Source organism: Nocardioides sp. Root140, assembly GCF_001426745.1.
Taxonomy (GTDB): Bacteria; Actinomycetota; Actinomycetes; order Propionibacteriales; family Nocardioidaceae; genus Nocardioides.
The window spans coordinates 225555-247132 of sequence record NZ_LMFI01000011.1 but is presented as its reverse complement, the minus strand read 5'-3'; the positions used below and the strand labels follow the sequence as shown (position 1 = coordinate 247132).

Genomic DNA, 21578 nt, shown 5'->3' with positions numbered 1-21578 from the left:
AGGCCCGGCGTCGCCGGGACAGGCCGGTCCACCGGCAGCGCGTGCTGGTTCGGCTGCTGATCGCGGTCGTCCTGGTGATCGTCGGGGCGAGCGGGATGCGGATGGCCCGCGACACCCTGACCCACGGCGAGGTGCAGGCCGGCTACGCCTCCTCGAGCGCCTGGCGCCAGGCCTCGGTCGGCACCAACTCGATCTACTTCGACGCCGCCATGCTGTCCTTCCGGGACTGGCCGAGCCGCCAGCAGTTCCGCGGCGGTGACGACTTCTACAAGGGCCTGGTCGGCGTCGTCCCACGAGCGGTCTGGCGCGACAAGCCGGTCGGCATCCCACCCGGAAAGTGGTTCCGACAGGTCTACGAGCCCCGCAAGATCAACGGCTGGCCCATGGGCGCGGGCGCCCTGTGGTACCTCAACTTCGGGTGGCTCGGCCTGCCGTTGGGTGGGCTCATCTCCGGGTTGATCGTCGGTCTCGTGGCCGCGGCCCAGCGGCGCCGGCCCAGGAGCGGCTTCAACACGGGTGTCGCGGTGATCGCCGCCGTGTTCGTGCTGCCCCTGGGCTGGGACAACCAGACCCTGATGAAGTTCATCATCTGGTTGGTGCCGATGTGGGTGCTCGCGCGCTACATCGCCCCTCGACGAGCCCGCAGGTCCCTGGTGACCGGCATCCCCGCCGCGCGCCAGGCCGCGAACCCACCGACCACGTCCGTGGCCCGGTGGACTCCCAGCTGGCGCAACGAGTCGGCGGCCAAGGACGACGTGTAGCCCTCCTGGCACAGCACCAGCACGCGTGCGTCGTACGACGCCAGCGGCAGGCGGGTCTCGCTACGCGGGTCGAGACGCCACTCGAGCACGTTGCGATCGATGACCAGCACACCCGGGAGCGGTTCGACCTCGCCCTCGGCGGCGCGCTGTGCGTCGGGGCGGATGTCGACCAGGATCGCCCGACCGCCGATCAGCTCCTGGTACGCCGCACGCGCGCTGGCCCGGTCCAGGTGCGAACGGGCCTCGGCGAGCATGTCGTCGATGCCGTTGAAGTAGATCTCCTCGAAGCGCGGGGCCGTCACTGCCTCGGCGGTCACCACTGCTCACGTCCTTCCACACCGGTGGCCTCGAGTCGGCCGTCGACCAGGACGTAGCGGGTCATCGCCGCCAACCGGGGCGAGTAGGCGTGCACCGAGAGCGCCGGACGGTCGCCGAGGTTGACGACGTCGTGGACGTGGTTGGCCGAGAAGGCCCAGGCCTCGCCGATGCCGAGTCGCCGTACCTCCTGGCCGCTCTTGCCGAGGCTGTGCTCGGTGACGCTGTGCTCGATGACGCTGTGCTCGGTGAGTTCGCCGGAGATCGTGGTGAAGGCGCCGGAGGCGTCACCGTGGTCGTGCCAGCCGGTGCGGGAACCGGGTGGCCACGAGATCAGCCAGAGCTGGAAGTCGTCGGTGGAGACCAGCTCGGTCCACTGGCGCTCGGTCGCGTTCGGGTCGTGCAGGTGGAGCAGGTCGGGGTCGTCTGCGTAGTCACGCAGGGTCTGCAGCAGGGGCAGGACGGTCAGGACGGTCATGGCTTCTCCTGTGTCGGAGGTGGATCTGGGTGGATGTCGGGGCGCGGGAGGACATCCACGGACACAGGTCACTGGCCGTGCGGAGCAGGTCGACGTGCAGACGGCGGTACGCCGGGTAGGACATGGGGACTTCTCTCGGAGGGCGCACGGAGACGGTGCGCGGGGTTTCGGCTGAGCGAGTGTCAGGCGAAACGACAACACTCGACGGACGCGCCGCAGCGCATTCCGTGAATGTCGAGTACCGAGGTCATGAATCAAGTGTGCGGGGTGGGGCCCAGCGGATCAAGGCTGGTCTCACGGTGTGGTCAGGTGCGACCCATGAACAACAGCAGGAGCGCCAGGACGGCGAGGACGCTCAGCAGCGGCCAGGCATTGGCCGAGCCCGTGAAGCGGGCAAGCGACAGCTTCATACCCCTATAGACGCACGAGCGGCCGGATCGGTTGCGTTGCTCGTCCGGGGTGCGCCCACGGCGCGGCGATCAGGGCAGGCGGTCGAGCAGGTCCGTCGGGGTGGCCCGGGTGCCGGTGTAGAACGGCACCTCCTCGCGCACGTGGCGGCGGGTCTCGGAGCCGCGCAGGTGACGCATCAGGTCGACGATGCGGTACATCTCGTCACCCTCGAAGGCGAGGATCCACTCGTAGTCGCCGAGCGCGAACGACGGCACCGTGTTGGCCCGCACGTCGGGGAAGTCGCGGGCCATGCCGCCGTGCTCGGCGAGCAGGCGGCGGCGCTCGGCGTCCTCGAGGAGGTACCACTCGAAGGAGCGCACGAACGGGTAGACCGCGACGTGCGTGCGGGGCTCCTCGGACAGGAAGGCCGGCAGGTGGCTCTTGTTGAACTCGGCCGGACGGTGCAACGCCATCTGCGACCAGACCGGTGCGACGCGCCGCCCGAACGCCGTACGCCGGAACGCGTTGTAGGCGGCCTGGAGCTTCTCGGACTCCTCCGCGTGCCACCAGATCATCACGTCGGCGTCGGCCCGGAAGCCGGACACGTCGTAGGTGCCGCGCACGACCACGTCGTCGGCGGCGAGCTTCTCGTAGAACGCCTCGAGCTCCTGCGCCTCGGCGGCCCGGTCTTCAGCGGTGGCGTCGCCGAAGGTCGTGTCGAGCCTGAAGACCGACCACATCGTGTAGCGGATCTTGTCGTTCAGCTCGCGGATCTGCGCAGCGTTCGTGGGAGCAGGGTTGGACATGCCCCCATTGTGCCGCGCCGTTGCCCCGCCCCCTCCCCCGGGTAGTCCCTGACGTTTCGGTCCTCCAGTTGGGATAGTCCCTGACGTTTCGGTCCTTCGGTACGGCGATTCGGGGCGCGAACGTCAGGGAGTATCCAGGTGGAGGAGGTCAGCCACGGCGCGCTCGGCCGAGGCGATCACGGCCGGGATCCCGATGCCGTCGTACGCCGCACCGCACACGGCCAGGCCGGGCACCTCGGCCACGGCGGCCCTGATCCGCGCGACCCGGTCGAGGTGGCCGACGGTGTACTGCGGCAAGCCGCCGCCCCAGCGCTGCACGAGGGAGTCGACCGGCCGGGCACGGATCCCGGTGGCCAGCGCCAGGTCCGCCAGTGACTGTTCGACCAGCTCCTCGTCGGGGAACTGCAACGCCGCCTCCTCGTGGTGACGCCCGATCGAGGTGCGCAGCAGCAACAGGTCGTCGCCGGCCTCGCGGACCCAGTCCCACTTGTTGAAGCTGAACGTGGCCGCCTTGATCCGGCGCCCGTCGACCGGCGGCACGAGGAAGCCGGAGCCCTCGAGGCCGGCCAGGTCGGCGGCGCGGAAGGCGAGGGTGACGATCGCCATCGACGCGTAGTCGATCTCGGCCAGGGCACGCGCGGCGTTCGGAGCAAGGTCGCCGAGCAGCCGACCAGCGGGGGTGCCCGGGAGGGCGAGCACCACCTCGTCCGCCTCGATCAGCTCCGGGTGTGTCGTCGGGCCGACGGTCACCTCGAAGCGAGAGATGGCTCCTCGCGCCTCGCCCACCGGCCGGCTGCGTAGTGCGCGCACGGTGGTCGACGTACGCACCTCGAAGCCGCCTGCAGCGACCACCTCGAGCGGCAGCCGACCCACGCCGCCCACGAGACCGGCGAAGACCGGCACGTCGGACGGGGCCGGCGTGGCCCGCGCGGCCTCGAGCAACGACGGCGAGCGAGCCAGGAGCCCCACCACCTGCGGGATCGTGGCCCGCGCGGAGAGCTCGGTGGCGTGTCCGGCGTAGACCCCGCCGAGCAGCGGCTCGACCAGACGATCGACGACCTCGACGCCGAGGCGCCGGGCCACGAAGTCGGCCACCGACACGTCGTCGGCCTCCGGCGCCAGGACCTGCTCGGCACGCGCCCGGGCCACGCCGTCGTCGGAGAGCACTCCGGACGCGGCCAATTGTTCGAGGTCTGCCGGGACCCCCATCACCGAACGCGGCAGGGGGCGCAGCGCGTCACGCGTCCAGAGCCGTGAGGAGAGAGTGCCGGGGTGCACGAGGTCGAGTCCGAGCTCGCGGGCCAGGCCGGTCGCCTCGGGCCGGCGGTTCAGCATCGCCTCGGCACCGACGTCGACCTGCACTCCCCCGACCTCGGCCAGCCGGAGCTTGCCACCCACCTGCGGCGACGACTCGAGCACGGTCACGTCGCGTCCGGTGGCGGCCAGCCTGCGGGCTGCGGTGAGGCCGGCAATGCCTGCGCCGACAACGACGGTTCGAGTCACCCGGCCAGCCTGCCAGATCCGTGATCGCGTCAACGTGGTGGATCGCCTGCACCTGGTGGGTGTTGCGGTTTCACAAGGCCAGCACCCTCCGACACGCCCTCACGGATCAGCGCGACGGAGCCGGCGGACCGTACGACATGCCGGCCACCCGGCCAAGGCGCTCATTTCAACATGCAGTTCGCTCGCCGCGACGCTCACGTCACGCTCACGTCACGCTCAAGAAGCGCACCCGTGGCGTGAACTGTATGTCGAAATGAGCAGACGCCGTCTCACTGGACGTTGTCAGGCGGCATCACGGGACTTGTGCACCGCAGGGCGGTCACCGGGTGGCAAGTCCACCACGTTGGCCGCGGGAGGGGTCACACGGCGGCGCGGAGGCGGGCCTCGATCTCCATCCGGCGGAAACCGCTGCGGTGGAAGACCAGCGGGTCACCGAAGCCGGCGCCGTCGACGGCGTGCAGGCGCAGCAGCACGATGGTGTGGTCGCCGGCCTCGACCTCCCGGTGGATCGTGCAGTCGAAGCGGGCCAGCCCGTCGTCGAGGGTGGCCGCCTCGTCGGCGGTCACCGAGACCGACAGGCCGTCGAAGCGGCTCTCGACGGGCCCGGCGAGCTGGCGGCACACGGAGCCGTGGTGCTCGGCGAGGATGCTCACGCCCAGGTGTCGCGCACGTCGCAGGTCGGGCCAGGTCTTCGACGTGTTCGCGATCGAGAACGACACCAGCGGCGGGTCGAGGCTGACCGAGGTGAACGAGCTCGCGGCCAGGCCGGTGAGCTGTCCGTCGACCTCGGCGGCGACGGCGACGACTCCGCTCGGGAAGACGCCGAACGCCTCGCGCAGCGCGGCGGGGTCGAGGTCCTGGTTGGTGGTGAGCGTGGTCATGCGGAGGCTCCTTCCGTGGAGGCGAGCAGGGCTGCGACCAGCGGACGGTTCACGGCGAGCCAGTCGGTGAACGCGTCGGGGTCGTCGTACGCACCGTCGAGCAGGTAGAGCGCCGAGGTGGGGACCGAGGCGCCGATCTCGACGAGCACCGGTCGCAGCGTCAGCTCGGGCGCCAGCGCGTGGCCGGGACCGGCCCCGAGCATCAGGGGTACGGCGACGGTCCCCCGCAGCGCGTCGGGCGCGAAGCGGTCGAGGAACACCTTGAGCAGGCCGGTGTAGGTCGCCTTGTACGTCGGGCTGGCGACGACCACCACGTCCGCGGACGACACCTCGTCGACCAGGCCGGAGACGGTGGAGTCCGACCAGTCGAGGAGCACCGGCCCGAGCGTGGCGAGGTCGACGACCAGCAGGTCGACGGCGCCCAGCTCGCCGGCCAGGCGCACCGCCGCGTCGTACGTGCGCGAACGCGGCTTGGGATTGCCCACGACCACGGCGACGCGGGTCATGAGGCGGCCCTGCGGGCACCGAACGGAACACTCGCCACGGACGAGACCGCTGCGGGGGCCGGGTTGGTCCAGCGGCCGCGTTCGGCCAGCACCGGCAGCACACCCTCGCCGAACGAGTAGGCCTCCTCGAGGTGCGGGTAGCCGGAGAGCACGAACTCGCTGATGCCGAGGTCGGCGTACTCCTCGATGCGGTCGGCGACCTCCGCGTGACTGCCGACGAGGGCGGTGCCGGCGCCACCACGAACCAGGCCGACGCCGGCCCAGACGTTGGGGTGGATCTCGAGGTCGTCGCGGTTGCCCTGGTTGAGCTCGAGCATGCGGCGCTGCCCCTCGGACTCGCTCTGCTTGAGCCCGGACTGCACGCGCTCGATGGTCTCGTCGTCGATCGAGTCGAGCAGGCGCTGCGCCTCGGCCCAGGCCAGCTCGGAGGTGTCGCGGGCGATCACGTGCATGCGGATGCCGAAGCGGATCTCGCGACCCTGCGCCTGCGCCAGGCCACGGATCCAGGCGATCTTCTCCGCCACGGCGGCCGGCGGCTCGCCCCAGGTCAGGTAGACGTCGGCGTACTTCGCGGCCACGTCACCCGCCGCCGGCGAGGATCCGCCGAAGTAGATCTCCGGAGTCTCGTGCGGCAGCGCGGCCAGCTGGGCGCCCTCGACCTTGAGGTGCTCGCCCTCGAAGTCGACGGTCTCACCGGTCCAGAGCCGGGTGACGACCTCGAGGAACTCACCGCACCTGGCGTAGCGCGCCTCCTTGTCGAGGAAGTCACCGAACCCGCGCTGCTCCGCACTCTCACCCCCGGTCACCACGTTGAGCAGCAGGCGTCCGCCGGACATGTTGGTGAAGGTGGTGGCCATCTGCGCGGCCAGCGTCGGCGAGAGCAGCCCCGGGCGGAAGGCGACGAGGAACTTCAGGCGCTCCGACAGCGACGCGAGCATCGCGGTGGAGATCCACGCGTCCTCGCACCACGCGCCGGTCGGGGTCAGCGCCGCCTCGAAGCCGAGCTGCTCGGCACTGCGCGCGATCTGGCCCAGGTACGGCACCGAGGCCGGCCGCCCTTGCGGACCCGCGTCGGCCGAGACGCCGTGGCCACCACTGAGCACGTAGCGGCTGTCGCCGCCGTTGGTCGGCAGGAACCAGTGGAACTTGAGGTCGGTCATGTCGCTCCTATGTCGGTTAGATCTGTCCGTGGTTGGGCGGGAGGGTGCCGTCGACCGCGAAGTGGCCGAGGTGCTGCACCTTCCACGCCGCGGGGTCGTGCAGCGTGTGCGTGCGGGCGTTGCGCCAGTGCCGGTCGAGGTTGAGGCCGGCCAGCGCGGAGCGGGTGCCGGAGACCTCGAAGAGCCGGCTCGCCACGTCGACGGAGGCCGCGGTGGTCGAGGCCCGGGCCGCAGCGACGGCGAGACTCGCCGCACCCGCCGACTCCGCGGTGAGTACGGCGTTCGCCCGGTCGATCGCACGACCGGCCTCGGCGACCAACGCCTCCGCGCCGCGCACCTGCAGCTCGAGCTCGCCGAAGGCGTGCACGACCAACGGGTCGTCGGCTGCGCGCTCGACCCCGGCGTCCGGGTAGGGCCGGCTCTTGGTGCGCACGAACGAGGCGGCCTCGACCAGTGCGGCCCGCGCGATGCCGGCGTCGATGGCGGCATGGAGCACCTGCGCGAACGCGCCGTACGTCTGGGGCGCCTCGAAGGTGAGGTGGAACGGCGTGATGCGCTCGTGGCGTACGTCGACCCCCTCGAGCTCGACAGTGCCGCTGGCCGTGGTCCGTTGGCCGAGTCCGTCCCAGTCGTCGGTCACGGTGACTCCGGGTGCGTGGCGTTCCACCCACGCGACATGGAGCGGGCCGTCGACGCCGAGATGGGTCAGCACCGGGATCCAGTCGGCGAACAGCGCGCCCGTGCAGTAGCCCTTCTTCCCGTCGAGGCGGTAGCCGCCGTCGTACGTCGTGAGGGTGGTGCGGATGTCGCGCACGTGCTTGGTGCCGATCTCGGACTGGGCGTTGCCGAAGCGCTTGCCGCGCAACACCTCGCCGAAGAAGAACTCCTTCTGCGAAGCCGTCGCGTGGTGGCGCAGTGCGTTGACGTAGACGAAGTGGCTGTGCGGTATCTGGGCCACCGACGGGTCGCCCTGGGCGAGCGCCCGGAAGACCTCGACGACGGTCTCGGTGGAGAGGTCCGCGCCGCCGTACTCCGCCGGAACGGTGATCGCCAGGAGTCCGCTGGCCGAGAGCCGATCGAGCTCGGCGGTCGGCAGGATGCGCTCGGCATCGCGCTGCGCCGCACCCTCGGCGAGGTCGATGCCGATCTCTCGTGCCACGGGGATGGCCCGGTCGGCGGTGAGGACGGGTGGTTTCGCCCTTGGTTTCGAGACAGGCGCTGGCGCGCCTTCCTCAACCAGCGACCAGGGCCCTTGCGACTGCGCGACGGACGAGGTGGTCATGCGGCACGCTCCGCCTCGGCCTGCTCCATCTCGCGCACGATCGGGAGCACGTGCTGGCCGAAGTACTCCACCTCTTCATGGAAGTGCAGGTAGCCGAGGAGGAACAGGTTGACCCCACGGCGCTTGAACTCGATCATCCGCTCGGCGATCTGCTCGGGGGTGCCGATCAGGTTGGTGCGGAAGCCGTCGTTGTACTGCACGAGGTCCTCGAAGGAGGAGTCCTGCCACATGCCCTTCTTGTCCGACGTCGACTGCCCGGCCTGCTTGACCGCGGAGCCGAAGCCCTCGACGGCCTCGGTGTCGGCCTTGGCGACGATCTCGCGCAGGGTCTCGCGGGCCTCCTTCTCGGAGTCGCGGGCGATCATGAAGCCGTTGAGGCCGAACCGCACCGAGCGGCCGTGCTCCCGGGCCTCACCCGAGACGTCGGCGATCTGCTCCGAGATGCCGTCGGGGTTGTTGCCGTTGGAGAAGTACCAGTCCGAGACCCGGCCGGCCATCTTGCGGGCGTCGGCGGAGTTGCCGCCCTGGAAGATCTCGGGGTGCGGGCGGCCCTCACTGGCGAGCGGCTTCGGCTTCAGGTCGAAGTCGTGCAGGCGGTAGAAGTCGCCGTTGAACTCGGCGTGCTCGGAGGTCCAGATCTCGCGCACGTAGCGGATGAACTCCTCTGAGCGGCGGTAGCGCTCACCGTGCTCGAGCCACGGCTCGCCCATCTTGGTGAACTCGTCCTTGAACCAGCCGCTGACCACGTTGATCGCGGCCCGGCCGCCGGAGAGGTGGTCGGCGGTGGCGATGTACTTGGCCAGCACGCCGGGCTGCCACATGCCGGGATGGACGGCCGCGATCACCTTCAGTCGCTCGGTCGCCAACAGCAGCGCCAGGCTGAAGCTGGTCGACTCGTGCTGGTACGCCGCGCCGTACGACGCCATGTAGCGGACCTGCGAGAGCGCGTAGTCGAAGCCGTTGTTCTCGGCCAGCTGGGCCAGCTTCTTGTTGTACTCGAAACCCCAGTCGGTGCGCTGCTCGATCTTGCTGACGACCAGGCCGCCACTGACGTTGGGCACCCAGTAGGCGAACTTGAGGGGGTCGGTGCTTGGTGCGATCGCGCTCATCGAAACTCCTTAATGATGTTTATGTCTATTAGATTGCTTGATTTACGAGGCGAGATCAAGGCGGGGCCGCCCACCACGCGGACGCGTCTCGCTATGTGGTGATCGGTCACGCCTTGCACGGGTGGGTCAGTCGCGCTTGGTCGTCCCGATCGCCCAGGCGTACGGCGGCGGCGTGCCGTTGACCTCGTAGGCCCCGACCACACGCGCCTTGAGGATGCGCGGGTTGTGCGACGACACGGTCCGAGCGTTGCGCCAGTGCCGATCGAGCGCCTTGGCCCGAGAGGTGGCCGAGGCGCCCAGCGTGTCGAAGAGGTCACTGGTGGCCTTGAGGATCAGGTCGGTCACCACGACCTGGGCCGCAGCGGACTCGATCTCGGCCGCCTCGTTGATCGCCAGCACCCGGTCATGCTCGGCCCCCGCCGCCTCGAAGGCCGCCTGCACCGCATCGGCCACTCGCAGGGTGGTCGCCTCGGCGGCGTAGACCGCCGCAGAGATCTCACCGATGCGGGCCAGCACCTGGGCGTCGTCACGCACGCGGGCCGCGTTCGCGTGGGAGTAGTTGCGCTCGCGTCGGCGTACCTCGGCGACCGCGTCGCGGAGCGCCGCCCGACCGATGCCGCTCAGCGTGGCAAGGAGGTTCAGCTGATAGACCGCGGTCTGGTAGGGGAAGCGCTCGGAGAAGACCAGCACGTTTGCCGCCTCGACCCACACGTTGTCGAAGGTGGCCGTGCCACTGCCGGTCCCCCGCTGCCCGAAGCCGTCCCAGTCGTCAGTGACGCTGAAACCCGGCTCGTCGGTGCGCACCAGCGCGATCACGAAGGTGCCGTCCTCGCGCAGGGCATAGACATCGGCCCACTCGGCGAAGATCGTGCCGGTCGTGTAGTACTTCGTGCCGTTCAGCCGGAAGCCCTCGCCGTCGGCGCTGAGCACGGTCTGCTGGGTGTCGATCGCCGTCGACCCGACCTCCGACCAGGCATTCCCACCGATCTCACCGGCCACGAAGCGGGCGAACCAGGTCGTCTGGTCGACACCGATCACGTGCTGGTGGAGCCGGTCCTCGGCCAACGCGAAGTGACCTCGCAGGGCCTGCGGCAGGTTGTTGTCGACCGCGGCCAGGTCGATCCACAGCTGGGTGAGCTCGGGCCAGCCCAACCCGGCCCCGCCATGCTCGACCGGCACGCGCAGTGCGCCGTACCCGGCCTCCTTCAGCCAGTCGACCTGTTCGCTCGGCAAGGTGCCGTCGCGCTCGCGCTCGATCACCCCGGCGGAGATCTTCTCGAACAGCGGCTGGTACGACGTCCGCACCTCGGCGAGCTTCGTGTTCAGCGCCGGCGCGTTCAGCGCGCCTTCATGCGGAGTCGTTTCGTTCAGGGCCGTTTCATTCAGGGTCATGCGGTTCACCTCGGAGGTAGTGAAGGGAAGTAGTGGTGGGACGGGAGACGGAGAACGGCCGGACGACCGCCGGGAGCGCACCCGCCGATCGTCCGGCCGCAGCTCAGGAGGACGGTCCGATCACGTGTACCAAGTGGGCTCGGGGATCTCGCCGAGCAACGCGTGACGTCCGACCTCGGCGCGCTTGTGGGCGACCGGGTCGTGGAGGCTGTGGGTGCGGATGTTGCGCCAGAACACGTCGAGGCCGACCGAGTTCGCGGTCGCCCGGGCCCCGGTGACCTCGAAGATGCGGTTCGTGACCTCGAGGCCGGTGTCGATCGCCACCTGCTTCGCGGCGGCGATCACGACGGCCGCCTCACCGCGCTCCTGCTCAGTCACCGTGTCGGCGTGGGCGTTGATCCGCTCGATCAGCACGGCGGCACGCTCGGTGATCGCCTCCGCGGCCCACAGCTTGGACTGCAGGTCGCCGTACGTCTCGAGGATGTAGAACTCCTCGTGAGCACTGGCCTTCACGTCCGTCGCGTAGGGCCAGGCGCGAGTCTTGTCCCGGGTGTAGGTCGTCGCGGTCGACAACGCGCCCTGGGCGATGCCGACATAGATGTTGGCGAAGATCAGCTGGATCAGCGGCACGTTCAAGGTGTTGTAGACCCTCGGCCGGAACACCCGGTCGACGTAGCCCGCAGCGGCCTCCCACGGCACGTGGACGTCGACGATCTCGACACCGCCGCTCTCGGTGAGGCGTTGGCCGAGGTTGTCCCAGTCGCCCAGGAAGCGGATGCCGTCCTGGTCGGTGGGCACGATCGCGAAGACGTGGTTGTCGGTGCCGTCCAGCACGCCTTCGAGCACGGTGACGTCAGAGACCTGCCCACCGGTCGAGAAGGACTTCTTGCCGTTGTAGACGAGCTCGCCGTCGACTTCCGTGATGACCAGGTCACTGTCGCGCGGGTTGACCGCACCACCGAAGAACCACCGGTTCTCGACGGCCTGCTGCTCGACGGCCGCGACCTGCTCGGGGGTGCCGACCAGACGGACCGCCCAGAACCACAGGTAGTGGTACCCGATCAGCTGGCCGATGGAGCCGTCCCCGGCGGAGATCGCCCGAATCACCCGATTCGCCGTGGTCCAGTCCTGCCCGCCTCCGCCGTGCTCGACCGGTCCGAGGAGGGTGACCAGACCCGAGTCCTTCAGCAGTTGGACCTCGGCGTGCGGCGTGGCGTTCGCGCGGTCACGCTCCACGGCGTCGATGGCCAGTTGAGTGGCCACGGCTTCGGCACGAGCCACCCACTCCGCGGGGCTGCTGGGCAGCGGGTCGGCCCAGGTGGCGGTGGCCGGTGTGGTGATCGACATGTGTTCGCCTCTCAGAAGGTACGCAATTTGAATTATGTCTAGTGAACTAGTCTACAATTCTGAATGCAAGGAAAAGGCACGCACGGCCGGTCAGCGAATCTCCGAGGGGGTGAGCGGCGCGGCCTTCCACCGGTCGGTTGTCCAGAAGGAGTCACAGGGTGCGGATCGAACAGCTGCAGTACATCGCGGCAGTGACCCAGCACGGGTCCCTCCGCAAGGCCAGTGAGTCATTGCACCTCTCCCAGCCGGCCCTCAGCGAGGCCGTGAGCAAGCTGGAACGCGAGCTCGGCGTCACCCTCCTCGACCGACGCCGCTCGGGCTCGAAGATCAGTCGCCAGGGACGCGACCTCCTGCAGAACATGGTCGAGGTGCTCGAGGCGGTCGGCCGCCTGCGCACCGCCGCCGGCGACCAGAACCTCACCACCCGGATGGTGCGCATGGGCACGGTCAACGCCGCCACGTCCACCCTGCTCGTGCCGGCCGTCCGCGACTTCCAGCAGGCCAACCCGACCACCACCGTCGAGGTGGTCAACACCCAACAGGCCGAGATCCACCAAGGCCTCGCCGAGGGCGCGCTCGACCTCGGCCTGATCAACGTGCTCGAGGGCGACGACGTTCCGGTCGACCTCGACGGCACCCGGCTGATCCACGGCCGACCGGTCCTGATCTGTCGCCACGACCACCCGTTGGCGGCGTACGACGAAGTCACCGTCGGCCAGCTGCGCGAGCACCAGTTCGTCGTGATGCGCGCCGGTTACCTGATGCACCGGTTCGTGCACCGGCTCTTCGGCAGCGACATGCCGCCGGTGGCGTTCAGCACCGACGGGGCCGAGATGGGCAAGGTGATGGTCGCCGAGGGGCTCGGCGTCACCGTGCTGCCCGACTACAGCGTGATCGGCGACCCGATGGAACGTGCCGGCCTGATCACCCACCGGCCGATCACCGGCGACTCCACCGGTGTCGCCCTGATGATGCTGCAGCGCCGGGGCGAGCATCTGCCCCAGGCCGTGCGCGACCTGCAGGCCAGCCTGGTCGCGCACTCCCGCGGGTACCACCGCGCCAGCTGAGCCCACCCTGCCCGAGGGAACCGGTGGTACGCCGCGGGCGTCCCATCCTCATGAAGACCTCTCCCACGAAGTTTGCGGTGGCCCTGCTGGCCGCCGGACTGATTGCACTCACGGGGTGCTCCTCGGGCGACTCCGACTCCTCCGACGACTCCGGCTCCTCCGGCGACACCAGCCGGAATGCGGTCGCGGCCGATGGCCTGGCCGCCGAGGACGCGCCGAGCGAGGGCGACGGCGAGGCGACCCTGAAGACCCAGTCCGATTCCGGCTCGGACGCCGGCGGCACCCGCGACAACGGCGGCGCCAACCGACCGGCGCCGGCCACCAAGGCCATGATCAACACCGGCACCGTCTCGCTGGTCAGCCCCGACACCGAGAAGGCGCGCTTCGACCTCCAGAAGGTGGTCGACAGCCATGGCGGCACCATCGCCGAGGAGGAGACCTCGACCGAGGACGACGGCACCATCCGTCGCTCACGCGTGGTCGTTCGCGTGCCGGCGAGGGAGTTCGCCGACGCAATGAAGGAGTTGAAGAAGGTCGCCGAGCTCACCGGTTCCAGCCAGGGCTCGGAGGACGTCACCACCCAGGTGATCGACACCGAGGTGCGGGTCCGCGCCCAGGAGAAGAGTCTCAAGCGCATCGAGCTGTTGCTGGCCCGGGCCGAGAGCATCGCCGACATCGTCTCGATCGAGGCCCAGCTGACCTCACGCCAGGCCGAGCTCGACTCCCTCAAGTCACAGCAGGCCTACCTCGAGGACCAGACCAGCCTCTCCACGATCACGGTCCACCTCGAGCACCAGACCGCGGCGGCGGCCAAGGAGAAGAAGGACGACGAGCACAACGCGTTCGTCGGCGGCCTGCTCGACGGGTGGCACGCGCTCACCGGCGTCGGTGCCGGCCTCGCCACGGTGGTCGGGGCGCTACTGCCCTTCGCCGTGGTGCTCGGCATCCTGGGCTACCCGGTGCTGGTGCTGGCACGCCGGCTGCGCACTCGTCAGCGGGTCGCCCCGCAGGTCGCGAACGCCGAGTAGGTCAGAGCGGGTACGCCTGGACGAACTCCGTCAGCGCCTTCAGCTGGTCGGGGTTCGTCGAGGGGATGACCCCGTGGCCGAGGTTGAAGATGTGGCCCTTGGCGGCCCGGCCGGCCTCGATGATCTCGGCGGCACGCGCGGTCATCACGTCGGTCGGTGCGAAGACCAGGGTCGGGTCGAGGTTGCCCTGGACAGCCCGGTCACCGACCGCCCTGATGCCGTCCGCGAGCGGCGTACGCCAGTCGACACCGACCACGTCGGCGCCGGCCTCACCCATCAGCGGCAGCAGGTTCGACGTACCGACGCCGAAGTGGATGCGCGGCACGCCGAGCTCGCCGGCAGCGGCGAGCACCTTCGCGGAGTGCGGCATGACGTGCTCGCGGTAGTCGCCCGGGGTGAGCGCGCCGGCCCACGAGTCGAAGAGCTGTACGGCGGACGCACCGGCCGCGACCTGCACCTCGAGGTAGGCCGCGGCGATGCCACCGATCTTGCGCATCAGCGCGTCCCACACGTCGGGGGCGCCGAACATCATCGCCTTGGTCTTCGCGTGCTCCTTCGACGGACCGCCCTCGACCAAGTAGGACGCCACCGTGAACGGGGCGCCGGCGAAGCCGATCAGTGGAGTGGCGCCGAGCTCGGCGACCAGGTTCTGCACGGCCTTGGTGATGAAGGGGACGTGCTCGGGAGTGAGGTCGGGGATCGCGGCCACGTCGGCCAGCGTCTCGACCGGCTTCGCGACCACCGGGCCGATGCCGGGCAAGATGTCGAGGTCGACACCCACCGCCTTGAGCGGCAGCACGATGTCGGAGAAGAAGATGGCCGCGTCGACGCCGTACCGGCGGACCGGCTGGAGGGTGATCTCGGTGACCAGGTCGGCGTCCATGCACGACTCGAGCATGCCGATGCCCTCGCGGACCTTGAGGTACTCCGGCAGGGAGCGCCCGGCCTGCCGCATGAACCACACCGGGGTGTGCGGAACGGGCTCGCCGCGGGCGGCCCGGAGGAAGGCGGAGTCGTGCAGGTCGGTGGAGGCAGTCACACCGCGAATCTTCGCAGGTCAGGCGGCGTGGCACACAACGGACCCTTCGGACTCGCCCTACTGTGGAGGGCATGGTGGTCCGTCAAGAGGCGCACCCCGGGTCGGGTGCGGGCCTACCCCCCGAGGATTTCCGGGTTGCGGTCGAGAGCATGCGAGCAGCCCGGCTGCGTCCCGAGGTGCTGTGTGAGTCAATGCCCGCGCCCCAACGCATCGCTCCCTACGCCAGCGCACTCTCCGCAGACGTCACCGTCGACGACGCCGACATCGGCACCGGGCGCATCATCTTGTTGCACGACCCGGCCGGCAATGACGCCTGGGCGGGCACGTTCCGCTTCGTGGCCTACGCCCGCGCCGAGATCGACCCCGAGATGGTCACCGACCCGATGCTCGGAGCAGTCGGCTGGTCCTGGCTGACCGAGGCCCTCGAGGCCCACGGCGCCGAGTTCCTCGCCCCCTCCGGCACCGTCACCCGCGTCGCGACCGAGAGCTTCGGCTCGATGGCCGACGAGGACGCCACCGCACAGCTCGAGGTGCGCGCCTCATGGACGCCGGCCGGTCCCGACAACGGCAACTTCGACGTCTCGGCCCACGTCGAGGCGTGGGGCGAGCTGCTCTGCACGGCGGTCGGGCTCGAGCCCGTGCCCGAGGGAGTGACCGCCATCCCGAGCCGTCGCGGCCAGCGCGGTCCCGCCCAGTGAGCGATCCGGGCGACACACCTGACGAGGCCTCCGCCGAGGCGGCTCCGGAGGGCACCACCGACGCGGCCCCGGAGCCCGAGCCGGCTCCCCTGCTGACCCTGCGTGACGGACTTCCTCCGGTGATCGACACCGACGCCGGGCTGGCCGACGTGGTGGCCCGCTTCGCCGCAGGCACCGGGCCGGTGGCGATCGACGCCGAGCGGGCCTCCGGCTACCGCTACTCCGCCCGCGCCTACCTGATCCAGCTGCGGCGCGAGGGCTCGGGCACCGCACTGGTCGACCCGATCGCGTTCGACAACCTCGACGACCTGCAGGTAGCCCTCGAGGGCGTGGAGTGGATCCTGCACGCCGCCACACAGGACCTCGCCTGCCTGGCCGAGGTCGGCCTGCGCCCATCGTCGCTCTTCGACACCGAGCTCGCCGGCCGACTGCTCGGCTACCCCCGCGTCGGGCTGGCCACCCTCGTCGAGACCACGCTCGGCATGCACCTGCGCAAGGAGCACTCCGCGGCCGACTGGTCGAGGCGCCCGCTGCCCGAGTCGTGGCTCGAGTACGCCGCACTCGACGTCGAGCCGCTCATCGAGCTGCGGGCCGTGATGGCCTCCGAGCTCGACGAGTCGGGCAAGGCCGGCTGGGCCCGCGAGGAGTTCGACCACCTGCTCGACTTCACCCCGGCCGTGCGCGCCGAACCCTGGCGCCGTACGTCGCAGCTGCACCGGGTGCGTGGACGTCGCGCGCTGGCCGCCGTACGCGCGCTCTGGGAGACCCGCAACCGCATCGCCGAGCAGCGCGACGTCACGCCCGGCCGCATCCTGCCCGACTCGGCGATCATCGCCGCCGCGCTGGCACTGCCCGTCGACAAGGCCGCCCTGCTGGGCACCAGCGGCTTCCACGGCCGCGGCGCCGACCGCTACTCCTCACAGTGGGTGGCCGCGCTGGCCGAGGCCCGCGGGCTGTCCGAGAGCGAGCTGCCGCAACGCGGACCGCGCGGCGACGGGCCGCCGGTGCCGCGCACCTGGATCGACAAGGACCCGGTGGCCGCACGCCGGCTCACCGCGGCACGCGCCGGGATGGCCACGCTGGCGGAGACCAACAACCTGCCGGTGGAGAACCTGCTCACCCCCGACACGCTGCGACGCGTGCTCTGGACCCCGCCAGGGACCCGCGAGCCGGCTGCGCTGGCGCAGGCCGTGCAGGAACAGCTCGCCGGTCACGGCGCGCGGCCGTGGCAGATCGGGCTCGTCGAGCCGGTGCTCACCGCCGCCATCCTGGCTGCCGACGAGGAACCCGAGGACGCAGACACGCCATCCGACGCCCCGTCCTCCGACGGATAGTCCCCAACGCCTGGCTCCCTGGATCGCTCCCGGGAGGGGTCAGACGTTGGGGACTGTCGGTCAGTTGGTGGCGGTCTCGGAGGGTTCGTCCTGGTTCTCCAGGATCGACTTGGAGGCCTCGTCGATCGCCTCGGTCAGCTCCTCGAGGTTGAGCACCCGGTTGAAGAACAGCTTGTAGATCGGGGCGTGCACGGCCTCTTCGAGGTCGTCCCACGAGTCGAGCAGCGGCGGCTGGACGATGTTGCGGACGGTCTGGTTGAAGACCGCGGCGTGGGCCGGCAGCTGGTCGGGCTGGAGGAACGCCTCGCCCTCGGCGACCTCGTTGTTCGACGGCACGAGGTAGCCGGCCTCGGCGACCCGCTCGACCGCCTCGGTCGAGATGATGTCGACGATGAAGTCGGCCGCCGCGGAGACGCTGGAGGGTTCAGCGCTGATGCAGAGACCGCTCACATCGCCCACCGTGGTCTGGCTGTCGAGCACCGGCATCGGCATCACGTCGAAGCTGAGGCTCGGCGTCTTGCGCAGCTCGGGCACCATGTTGCGGTAGCCGGCGATCATGCCGAGCTTGCCGGTCTTGAAGCGGTCGAGCGCCGACTCCTTGCGCAGCTGGCGCGGGGTCAGGTTCACCTTCGACGGGCGCAGCACCCGCAGCGTGCGCGACAGCGCGTCACGGCTCGCGTCGTCGGAGAGGGTCAGCGTGGTGGGGTCGGCCGGGTCGTCGAACAGCTGGCCGTCACCGGAGTAGACGAACGGGGCCAGGCCCTCGAGCGTCGGGTCGATGTAGACACCCTTCGCGCCGGGGCGGCTGGCGGCGAACTCGGCCGCGGCGTTGAACTGGTCGAGGGTCCAGGCGGCGTGCGAGGCCGGGGAGTCGAGGCCCTGCTCCTTCATCGCATCCCAGTCGATCAGGTTGGTGTTGTAGTAGATGACCATCGGCGAGACGCCGTACGGCATGCACTGCAGGCGACTGTCGAGGGAGAACGAGTCGATCGCGTCGCGCTTGTAGTAGTCGCCGAAGTCGACGCCGCGCGAGTCGAGCAGCTCCTCGAGGGGCTGGTTGAGGCCCTGCTTGGCCACCTCGGCCAGGTCTCGCTGGGAGAGCAGGTAGACGTCCGGAGGGTTCTTCGCGTTGAGTCGGTCGATGACCTCGTCGGCGTCCGCGGCGTGCTGCAGGGTCACCTTCATGGTCGGGTGGTCGACGTTGAACTGGTCGACGGTCGACTGCATCGCCTCGACCTCTTCGTCGGCTCCATAGGCCATGAAGCTCAGCTTGACCGGGTTCTTCACGGTCCCGACCGGGTCCTGCTGGGGCTCACCCGTCTCGGTGTCGCACGCTCCCGCCAGCATCGCCAACAGAACCGCTCCACACACCATTGCCGCACGAGTCTTCACGCCCGAACGCCCTTTCCTCGCTGCATCATGTCCCGACACGATATCGGGACACACCGAAGCGTCGACCTGCAGCACACGCAATCACCCCTACGCTGACCGCATGGCAACCCTTCCCCGTCCCTTCTTGCGCATGGCAGTCGGTCTCTTCGCCGCGCTGGTGCTGACCGCCTGCGGCAGCGAATCGGGCCCCGACGACACGTCGGGTGCGGATCCCTCCGACACCGCATCGGCCGAGGCCTCCGACGTGCCCAGTGAGAGTGCCCCGACCGAGACCGAGACCGAGACCTCCCCACCTCCGAGCTCGTCGAGTGCGTCGTCCGCACCGAGTACGACGACCGAGGCTCCGGTGACCTCTCCCGTCGACGACCTGTTCCTCACCGCCGACGAGATGCCCGGGCTCAACGACATCACCGTCTGGACCGATGCCGGCACGAAGCCCGAAGGCAGTGACCCGTTCGGCGACTGCGCGAAGTTCTCGCTGGTCGACTCGGGTGCCGACGAGGCCTGGATCCGCACCTTCGAGGCCGACGGCAACCAGCGCGCCGCCCAGCTGATCGCCACCTTCGCCGACGACAAGTCGGCCTGGCGGGTGGAGCAGGTGCTACGCGGGTGGCACCGTGACTGCGCCGCCCAGCTGAACGCCGACGTCGAGCAGGTCAACCCGCTGCAGGCCGCGCAGGTGTCGGCCGGCAAGTCGTTCACCTACCTGCTCCAGTTCGGTCAGAAGGACGCCCAGGACCACCACTTCAACGGCGTCGCGGTGAACCGGGTCGGCTCACGCCTCTCGATCGTGCTGATCGACAACCAGGGCCAGGACTACAACTACGAGCCCGGCCAGGAGCCGGCCCAGCAGGCCGCCCGCGCGGTCGCGGAGAAGCTCGGCTGACGTCCACGAGCGGGTCAGGCGTTCAGGCGGGCCAGCTCGTCGGCGCTGAGCTCGAGGTGGGTGGCCTCCGCCGTGTCGCGGATCGACGCGGGGCGGCTGGCCCCGGGGATCGGGATGATGCTCGGCGAGCGGGCCAGCAGCCAGGCGATGCAGGCCTGCTGCGGGCTCACGCCGTGGGCCTCCCCCACCTCGGCGAAGGCCTTGAAGTCGTCGGCCAGGTCGGCCGCGTGGCGCATGCCGCCCATCGGGCTCCACGGCAGGAACGCCAGCCCGAGCTCCTCGCAGAGCTCCAGCTCCGGCTCGCTGCTGCGGAAGCTGGGGCTGAACTGGTTCTGCACGCTGACCAGCGCGTCACCGAGGATGCCGTGCGCCTCCCTGATCTGGTCGGGGTCGGCGTTGGACAGCCCGACGCGCTGCACCAGCCCGTCGTCGTACAACTCCTTGAAGGCGCCGATGGTCTCGGCGTACGGCACCGCCGGGTCGGGGCGGTGGTGCTGGTAGAGGTCGATCGACTCGACGCCGAGCCGCTTGAGCGAGCCCTGCACGGCCTCGCGGATCCATTCGGGACGCCCGTCGACCGGCCAGTCGGCACCGTCGCGACGGATGCCGCCCTTGGTGGCGATGAGTACGTCGGGTGAGCCGGCGGCGCGCAACGCCTCGGCGATCAGCTCCTCGTTGTGGCCCAGCCCGGGGCCGTCGGGCGCGTAGCAGTCGGCGGTGTCGATGAACGTCACGCCGACCTCGAGCGCCGCGTGCACGGTCGCGATCGCCTCGTCGCGCGGCGGCAGCTCACCGGTGGCGAAGCGGACGCGGGACAGCGGCATCCCGCCCAGTCCGATGGCACTGACGGAGCGGTCACCCAGCTGTCGTGTCTGCATGCCTCCAGACGCTACCCGTCGAGTGTGCCGTGGGCCCGTGCGCCTTCGACGACCCGCTCGAAGACCTCGCGGTCGAGGGCGGCACCCTCGCGACGGAGGCCGCTGTCGGGAAGCCGCAGGAGACGGTTGAGGCGCACCTCGCTCGGCCGGCCCTCGCGGTCCCAGCCGCCGGTGCCGACGTCCATCCAGAACCGACCCTCCTCGGCCTCCTGGACCTCGTCGCGGTCGTGGTCCTTCGAGGTGAGCTGCAGGGCCAGCCACGTGTCGCCGTCCTTGCCGAGCAGCACGACCGGACGGTCCTTGCCCTGGCTGGCGTCCTCCTCGTAGGGAACCCAGGCCCACACCACTTCGCCCGGATCCGGCTCGCCGTTCTCGATCGGTGCGTACGTCGCGTCCATGCGAGCGACCCTAACTTCCCGGTAACCGGCGAAGTTGCCGCGGATGGTTGGTGCGGCGATTACAATTGCCGAAGTACGCCGGACCGCGGCAGCCCCGGGTCCCAAAATTAGCCGCTTAGAGCGGCCACGCGCCGTGAGGCGCTCCCGGTCCGGCGTACTCAGACCGCGTTGGTGAACAGCGCGGAAGATCCCAGTCACCTGATGACCGGGATCTTCCGCGTTGTCCGGAATGCCGCGATCAGGCCAGGCCGACGGCCAGCTCCTGATGGGCGGCCGTCTCGAGCTGTTCGGAGAGCACCAGCATCTGCCGCGCATCGGGACTGTGCAGGTGGGCGCGACCGACCGCCACCACGCGGGCGAAGGCCGAGGCCCGCAGGAGCACGTCGGCGAAAGCGCTCTCGGAGATGCCGGTCAGCACGGTGTCGATCATCGTGCGGACCTGGTCGGGCCCGGGCGGGTCGGCGACCCCGGCCACGACGCGGGCGACCTGGGCGGCGGCGCGTCCGGCCTCGAACTGGGACGACGCCAGCTGCGGCGAGGCGTGCACCCAGGCCCGCAAGACGTAGAGACGCCAGAGGCACCCCGCCAGCGAGTCGGACGGCGCACCGGCCCACAGGTCGGCCAGCGTCTCGAGTCCTTCGGTCTCGGCCAGCCGCAACAGGCGCTGCGCCACCTCGCGGTCGTCGCTGTCCCGGGCACCTCGCACGAGCAGGAACGCGGCGCGGTCGGCCGCCTCGGAGACCAGCGCCGGATCAGTGCCGCCGACCATGCCGTCGAAGAAGTCGGAGGTCTGCATGGTCGGGCGATGGTGCGGGCGTTCAGTCACCCGACCACATTACCCACGGGCCGCGAAGCCGGCGGGCCGGCACTTGTGCGGTGCTGTGGTCGCTTCCGCCGCGTCACAACGCGTGTGGAGCGACCATAACCC

The 21578-nt window shown here is 70.1% G+C and carries 21 protein-coding genes; 5 read left to right on the top strand and 16 right to left on the bottom strand.

All coding sequences use genetic code 11. The features are described 5' to 3' along the window. Window positions 1-619: 619 nt before the first annotated feature. The 11 genes from ASD30_RS26165 to ASD30_RS19685 form a co-directional block, all read right to left on the bottom strand. Window positions 620-1078 (bottom strand): rhodanese-like domain-containing protein, encoded by a 459-nt coding sequence (locus tag ASD30_RS26165; RefSeq protein WP_235530176.1) that lies wholly within the window; start codon window positions 1076-1078, stop codon window positions 620-622. Next, on the bottom strand, window positions 1075-1554 hold the full coding sequence (locus tag ASD30_RS19730) for a hypothetical protein (RefSeq protein ID WP_056685866.1): 480 nt from the start codon (window positions 1552-1554) through the stop codon (window positions 1075-1077). Before ASD30_RS19730 ends, ASD30_RS26165 begins: the two co-directional genes overlap by 4 nt. Before the next feature lie 479 nt (window positions 1555-2033). Next, the gene (gene hemQ / locus ASD30_RS19725) at window positions 2034-2750 is read right to left on the bottom strand and encodes a hydrogen peroxide-dependent heme synthase (protein ID WP_056685863.1); all 717 of its coding nucleotides are present in this window, start codon (window positions 2748-2750) and stop codon (window positions 2034-2036) included. A gap of 123 nt (window positions 2751-2873) precedes the next feature. Continuing rightward, a complete protein-coding gene (hemG, locus tag ASD30_RS19720) occupies window positions 2874-4253 on the bottom strand; it encodes a protoporphyrinogen oxidase (protein ID WP_056685860.1) in 1380 nt (459 codons plus the stop codon). Between the two features lie 359 nt (window positions 4254-4612). Continuing rightward, the gene (locus ASD30_RS19715; protein ID WP_056685858.1) at window positions 4613-5134 is read right to left on the bottom strand and encodes a flavin reductase family protein; all 522 of its coding nucleotides are present in this window, start codon (window positions 5132-5134) and stop codon (window positions 4613-4615) included. After that, a complete protein-coding gene (locus ASD30_RS19710) occupies window positions 5131-5640 on the bottom strand; it encodes an NAD(P)H-dependent oxidoreductase (RefSeq protein ID WP_056685855.1) in 510 nt (169 codons plus the stop codon). The genes ASD30_RS19715 and ASD30_RS19710 overlap by 4 nt, the downstream gene beginning before the upstream one ends. Next, on the bottom strand, window positions 5637-6800 hold the full coding sequence (locus ASD30_RS19705; RefSeq protein WP_056685852.1) for an LLM class flavin-dependent oxidoreductase: 1164 nt from the start codon (window positions 6798-6800) through the stop codon (window positions 5637-5639). Before ASD30_RS19705 ends, ASD30_RS19710 begins: the two co-directional genes overlap by 4 nt. 16 nt (window positions 6801-6816) lie before the next feature. Beyond that, entirely contained in the window at window positions 6817-8040 is a 1224-nt protein-coding gene (locus ASD30_RS19700) for an SfnB family sulfur acquisition oxidoreductase (RefSeq protein WP_056686108.1), read from the bottom strand. A 38-nt stretch (window positions 8041-8078) separates the two neighbouring features. Beyond that, window positions 8079-9191, bottom strand: a complete 1113-nt coding sequence (gene sfnG / locus ASD30_RS19695; protein WP_056685849.1) for a dimethylsulfone monooxygenase SfnG — start codon at window positions 9189-9191, stop codon at window positions 8079-8081. Window positions 9192-9317: 126 nt separating this feature from the next. Continuing rightward, a complete protein-coding gene (locus ASD30_RS19690) occupies window positions 9318-10583 on the bottom strand; it encodes an acyl-CoA dehydrogenase family protein (protein ID WP_082564015.1) in 1266 nt (421 codons plus the stop codon). A 120-nt stretch (window positions 10584-10703) separates the two neighbouring features. Continuing rightward, a complete protein-coding gene (locus ASD30_RS19685; RefSeq protein ID WP_056685846.1) occupies window positions 10704-11930 on the bottom strand; it encodes an acyl-CoA dehydrogenase family protein in 1227 nt (408 codons plus the stop codon). 158 nt (window positions 11931-12088) lie between these two features. Here ASD30_RS19685 and ASD30_RS19680 point away from each other — a divergent pair, with 158 nt between their 5' ends. Both ASD30_RS19680 and ASD30_RS19675 read left to right on the top strand, forming a co-directional pair. Then, window positions 12089-12997, top strand: a complete 909-nt coding sequence (locus ASD30_RS19680) for a LysR family transcriptional regulator (protein WP_056685843.1) — start codon at window positions 12089-12091, stop codon at window positions 12995-12997. A 50-nt stretch (window positions 12998-13047) separates the two neighbouring features. Then, on the top strand, window positions 13048-14025 hold the full coding sequence (locus ASD30_RS19675; protein WP_082564014.1) for a DUF4349 domain-containing protein: 978 nt from the start codon (window positions 13048-13050) through the stop codon (window positions 14023-14025). 1 nt (window position 14026) lies between these two features. Here the strand turns inward: ASD30_RS19675 and hemE are convergent, their stop codons facing one another. Continuing rightward, window positions 14027-15064, bottom strand: coding sequence for a uroporphyrinogen decarboxylase (hemE, locus tag ASD30_RS19670; protein ID WP_235532638.1), 1038 nt, complete (start codon window positions 15062-15064; stop codon window positions 14027-14029). Window positions 15065-15135: 71 nt separating this feature from the next. On the opposite strand from hemE, the gene ASD30_RS19665 reads away from it, so the two are divergent. Both ASD30_RS19665 and ASD30_RS19660 read left to right on the top strand, forming a co-directional pair. Continuing rightward, window positions 15136-15762, top strand: a complete 627-nt coding sequence (locus ASD30_RS19665; RefSeq protein WP_056685838.1) for a DUF3000 domain-containing protein — start codon at window positions 15136-15138, stop codon at window positions 15760-15762. After that, a complete protein-coding gene (locus ASD30_RS19660) occupies window positions 15759-17096 on the top strand; it encodes an HRDC domain-containing protein (protein WP_056685835.1) in 1338 nt (445 codons plus the stop codon). The genes ASD30_RS19665 and ASD30_RS19660 overlap by 4 nt, the downstream gene beginning before the upstream one ends. Window positions 17097-17156: 60 nt before the next feature. On the opposite strand, the gene ASD30_RS19655 is transcribed toward ASD30_RS19660, so the two are convergent. Beyond that, on the bottom strand, window positions 17157-18488 hold the full coding sequence (locus ASD30_RS19655) for an ABC transporter substrate-binding protein (protein WP_156393725.1): 1332 nt from the start codon (window positions 18486-18488) through the stop codon (window positions 17157-17159). A gap of 100 nt (window positions 18489-18588) precedes the next feature. On the opposite strand from ASD30_RS19655, the gene ASD30_RS19650 reads away from it, so the two are divergent. Then, entirely contained in the window at window positions 18589-19374 is a 786-nt protein-coding gene (locus ASD30_RS19650) for a hypothetical protein (protein ID WP_156393724.1), read from the top strand. Window positions 19375-19388: 14 nt separating this feature from the next. Here ASD30_RS19650 and ASD30_RS19645 read toward each other — a convergent pair whose 3' ends face one another. From ASD30_RS19645 to ASD30_RS19635, 3 genes are all read right to left on the bottom strand, one after another. Then, on the bottom strand, window positions 19389-20252 hold the full coding sequence (locus ASD30_RS19645; RefSeq protein WP_056685826.1) for an aldo/keto reductase: 864 nt from the start codon (window positions 20250-20252) through the stop codon (window positions 19389-19391). An 11-nt stretch (window positions 20253-20263) separates the two neighbouring features. Further along, window positions 20264-20650 (bottom strand): type II toxin-antitoxin system PemK/MazF family toxin, encoded by a 387-nt coding sequence (locus ASD30_RS27275; protein ID WP_056685824.1) that lies wholly within the window; start codon window positions 20648-20650, stop codon window positions 20264-20266. Window positions 20651-20888: 238 nt separating this feature from the next. Further along, complete coding sequence (locus ASD30_RS19635) at window positions 20889-21476, bottom strand: hypothetical protein (RefSeq protein ID WP_235532637.1); 588 nt, start codon at window positions 21474-21476, stop codon at window positions 20889-20891. Window positions 21477-21578: the final 102 nt, after the last annotated feature.

Coding starts and splice junctions, on each gene's coding strand:
- ASD30_RS19730 (WP_056685866.1), bottom strand. CDS start 1,554: ATGACCGTCCTGACCGTCCTGCCCCTGCTGCAGACCCTGCGTGACTAC.
- hemQ (WP_056685863.1), bottom strand. CDS start 2,750: ATGTCCAACCCTGCTCCCACGAACGCTGCGCAGATCCGCGAGCTGAAC.
- ASD30_RS19715 (WP_056685858.1), bottom strand. CDS start 5,134: ATGACCACGCTCACCACCAACCAGGACCTCGACCCCGCCGCGCTGCGC.
- ASD30_RS19710 (WP_056685855.1), bottom strand. CDS start 5,640: ATGACCCGCGTCGCCGTGGTCGTGGGCAATCCCAAGCCGCGTTCGCGC.
- ASD30_RS19705 (WP_056685852.1), bottom strand. CDS start 6,800: ATGACCGACCTCAAGTTCCACTGGTTCCTGCCGACCAACGGCGGCGAC.
- sfnG (WP_056685849.1), bottom strand. CDS start 9,191: ATGAGCGCGATCGCACCAAGCACCGACCCCCTCAAGTTCGCCTACTGG.
- ASD30_RS19690 (WP_082564015.1), bottom strand. CDS start 10,583: ATGACCCTGAATGAAACGGCCCTGAACGAAACGACTCCGCATGAAGGC.
- ASD30_RS19685 (WP_056685846.1), bottom strand. CDS start 11,930: ATGTCGATCACCACACCGGCCACCGCCACCTGGGCCGACCCGCTGCCC.
- ASD30_RS19675 (WP_082564014.1), top strand. CDS start 13,048: ATGAAGACCTCTCCCACGAAGTTTGCGGTGGCCCTGCTGGCCGCCGGA.
- ASD30_RS19665 (WP_056685838.1), top strand. CDS start 15,136: ATGGTGGTCCGTCAAGAGGCGCACCCCGGGTCGGGTGCGGGCCTACCC.
- ASD30_RS19650 (WP_156393724.1), top strand. CDS start 18,589: ATGGCAACCCTTCCCCGTCCCTTCTTGCGCATGGCAGTCGGTCTCTTC.
- ASD30_RS19645 (WP_056685826.1), bottom strand. CDS start 20,252: ATGCAGACACGACAGCTGGGTGACCGCTCCGTCAGTGCCATCGGACTG.
- ASD30_RS27275 (WP_056685824.1), bottom strand. CDS start 20,650: ATGGACGCGACGTACGCACCGATCGAGAACGGCGAGCCGGATCCGGGC.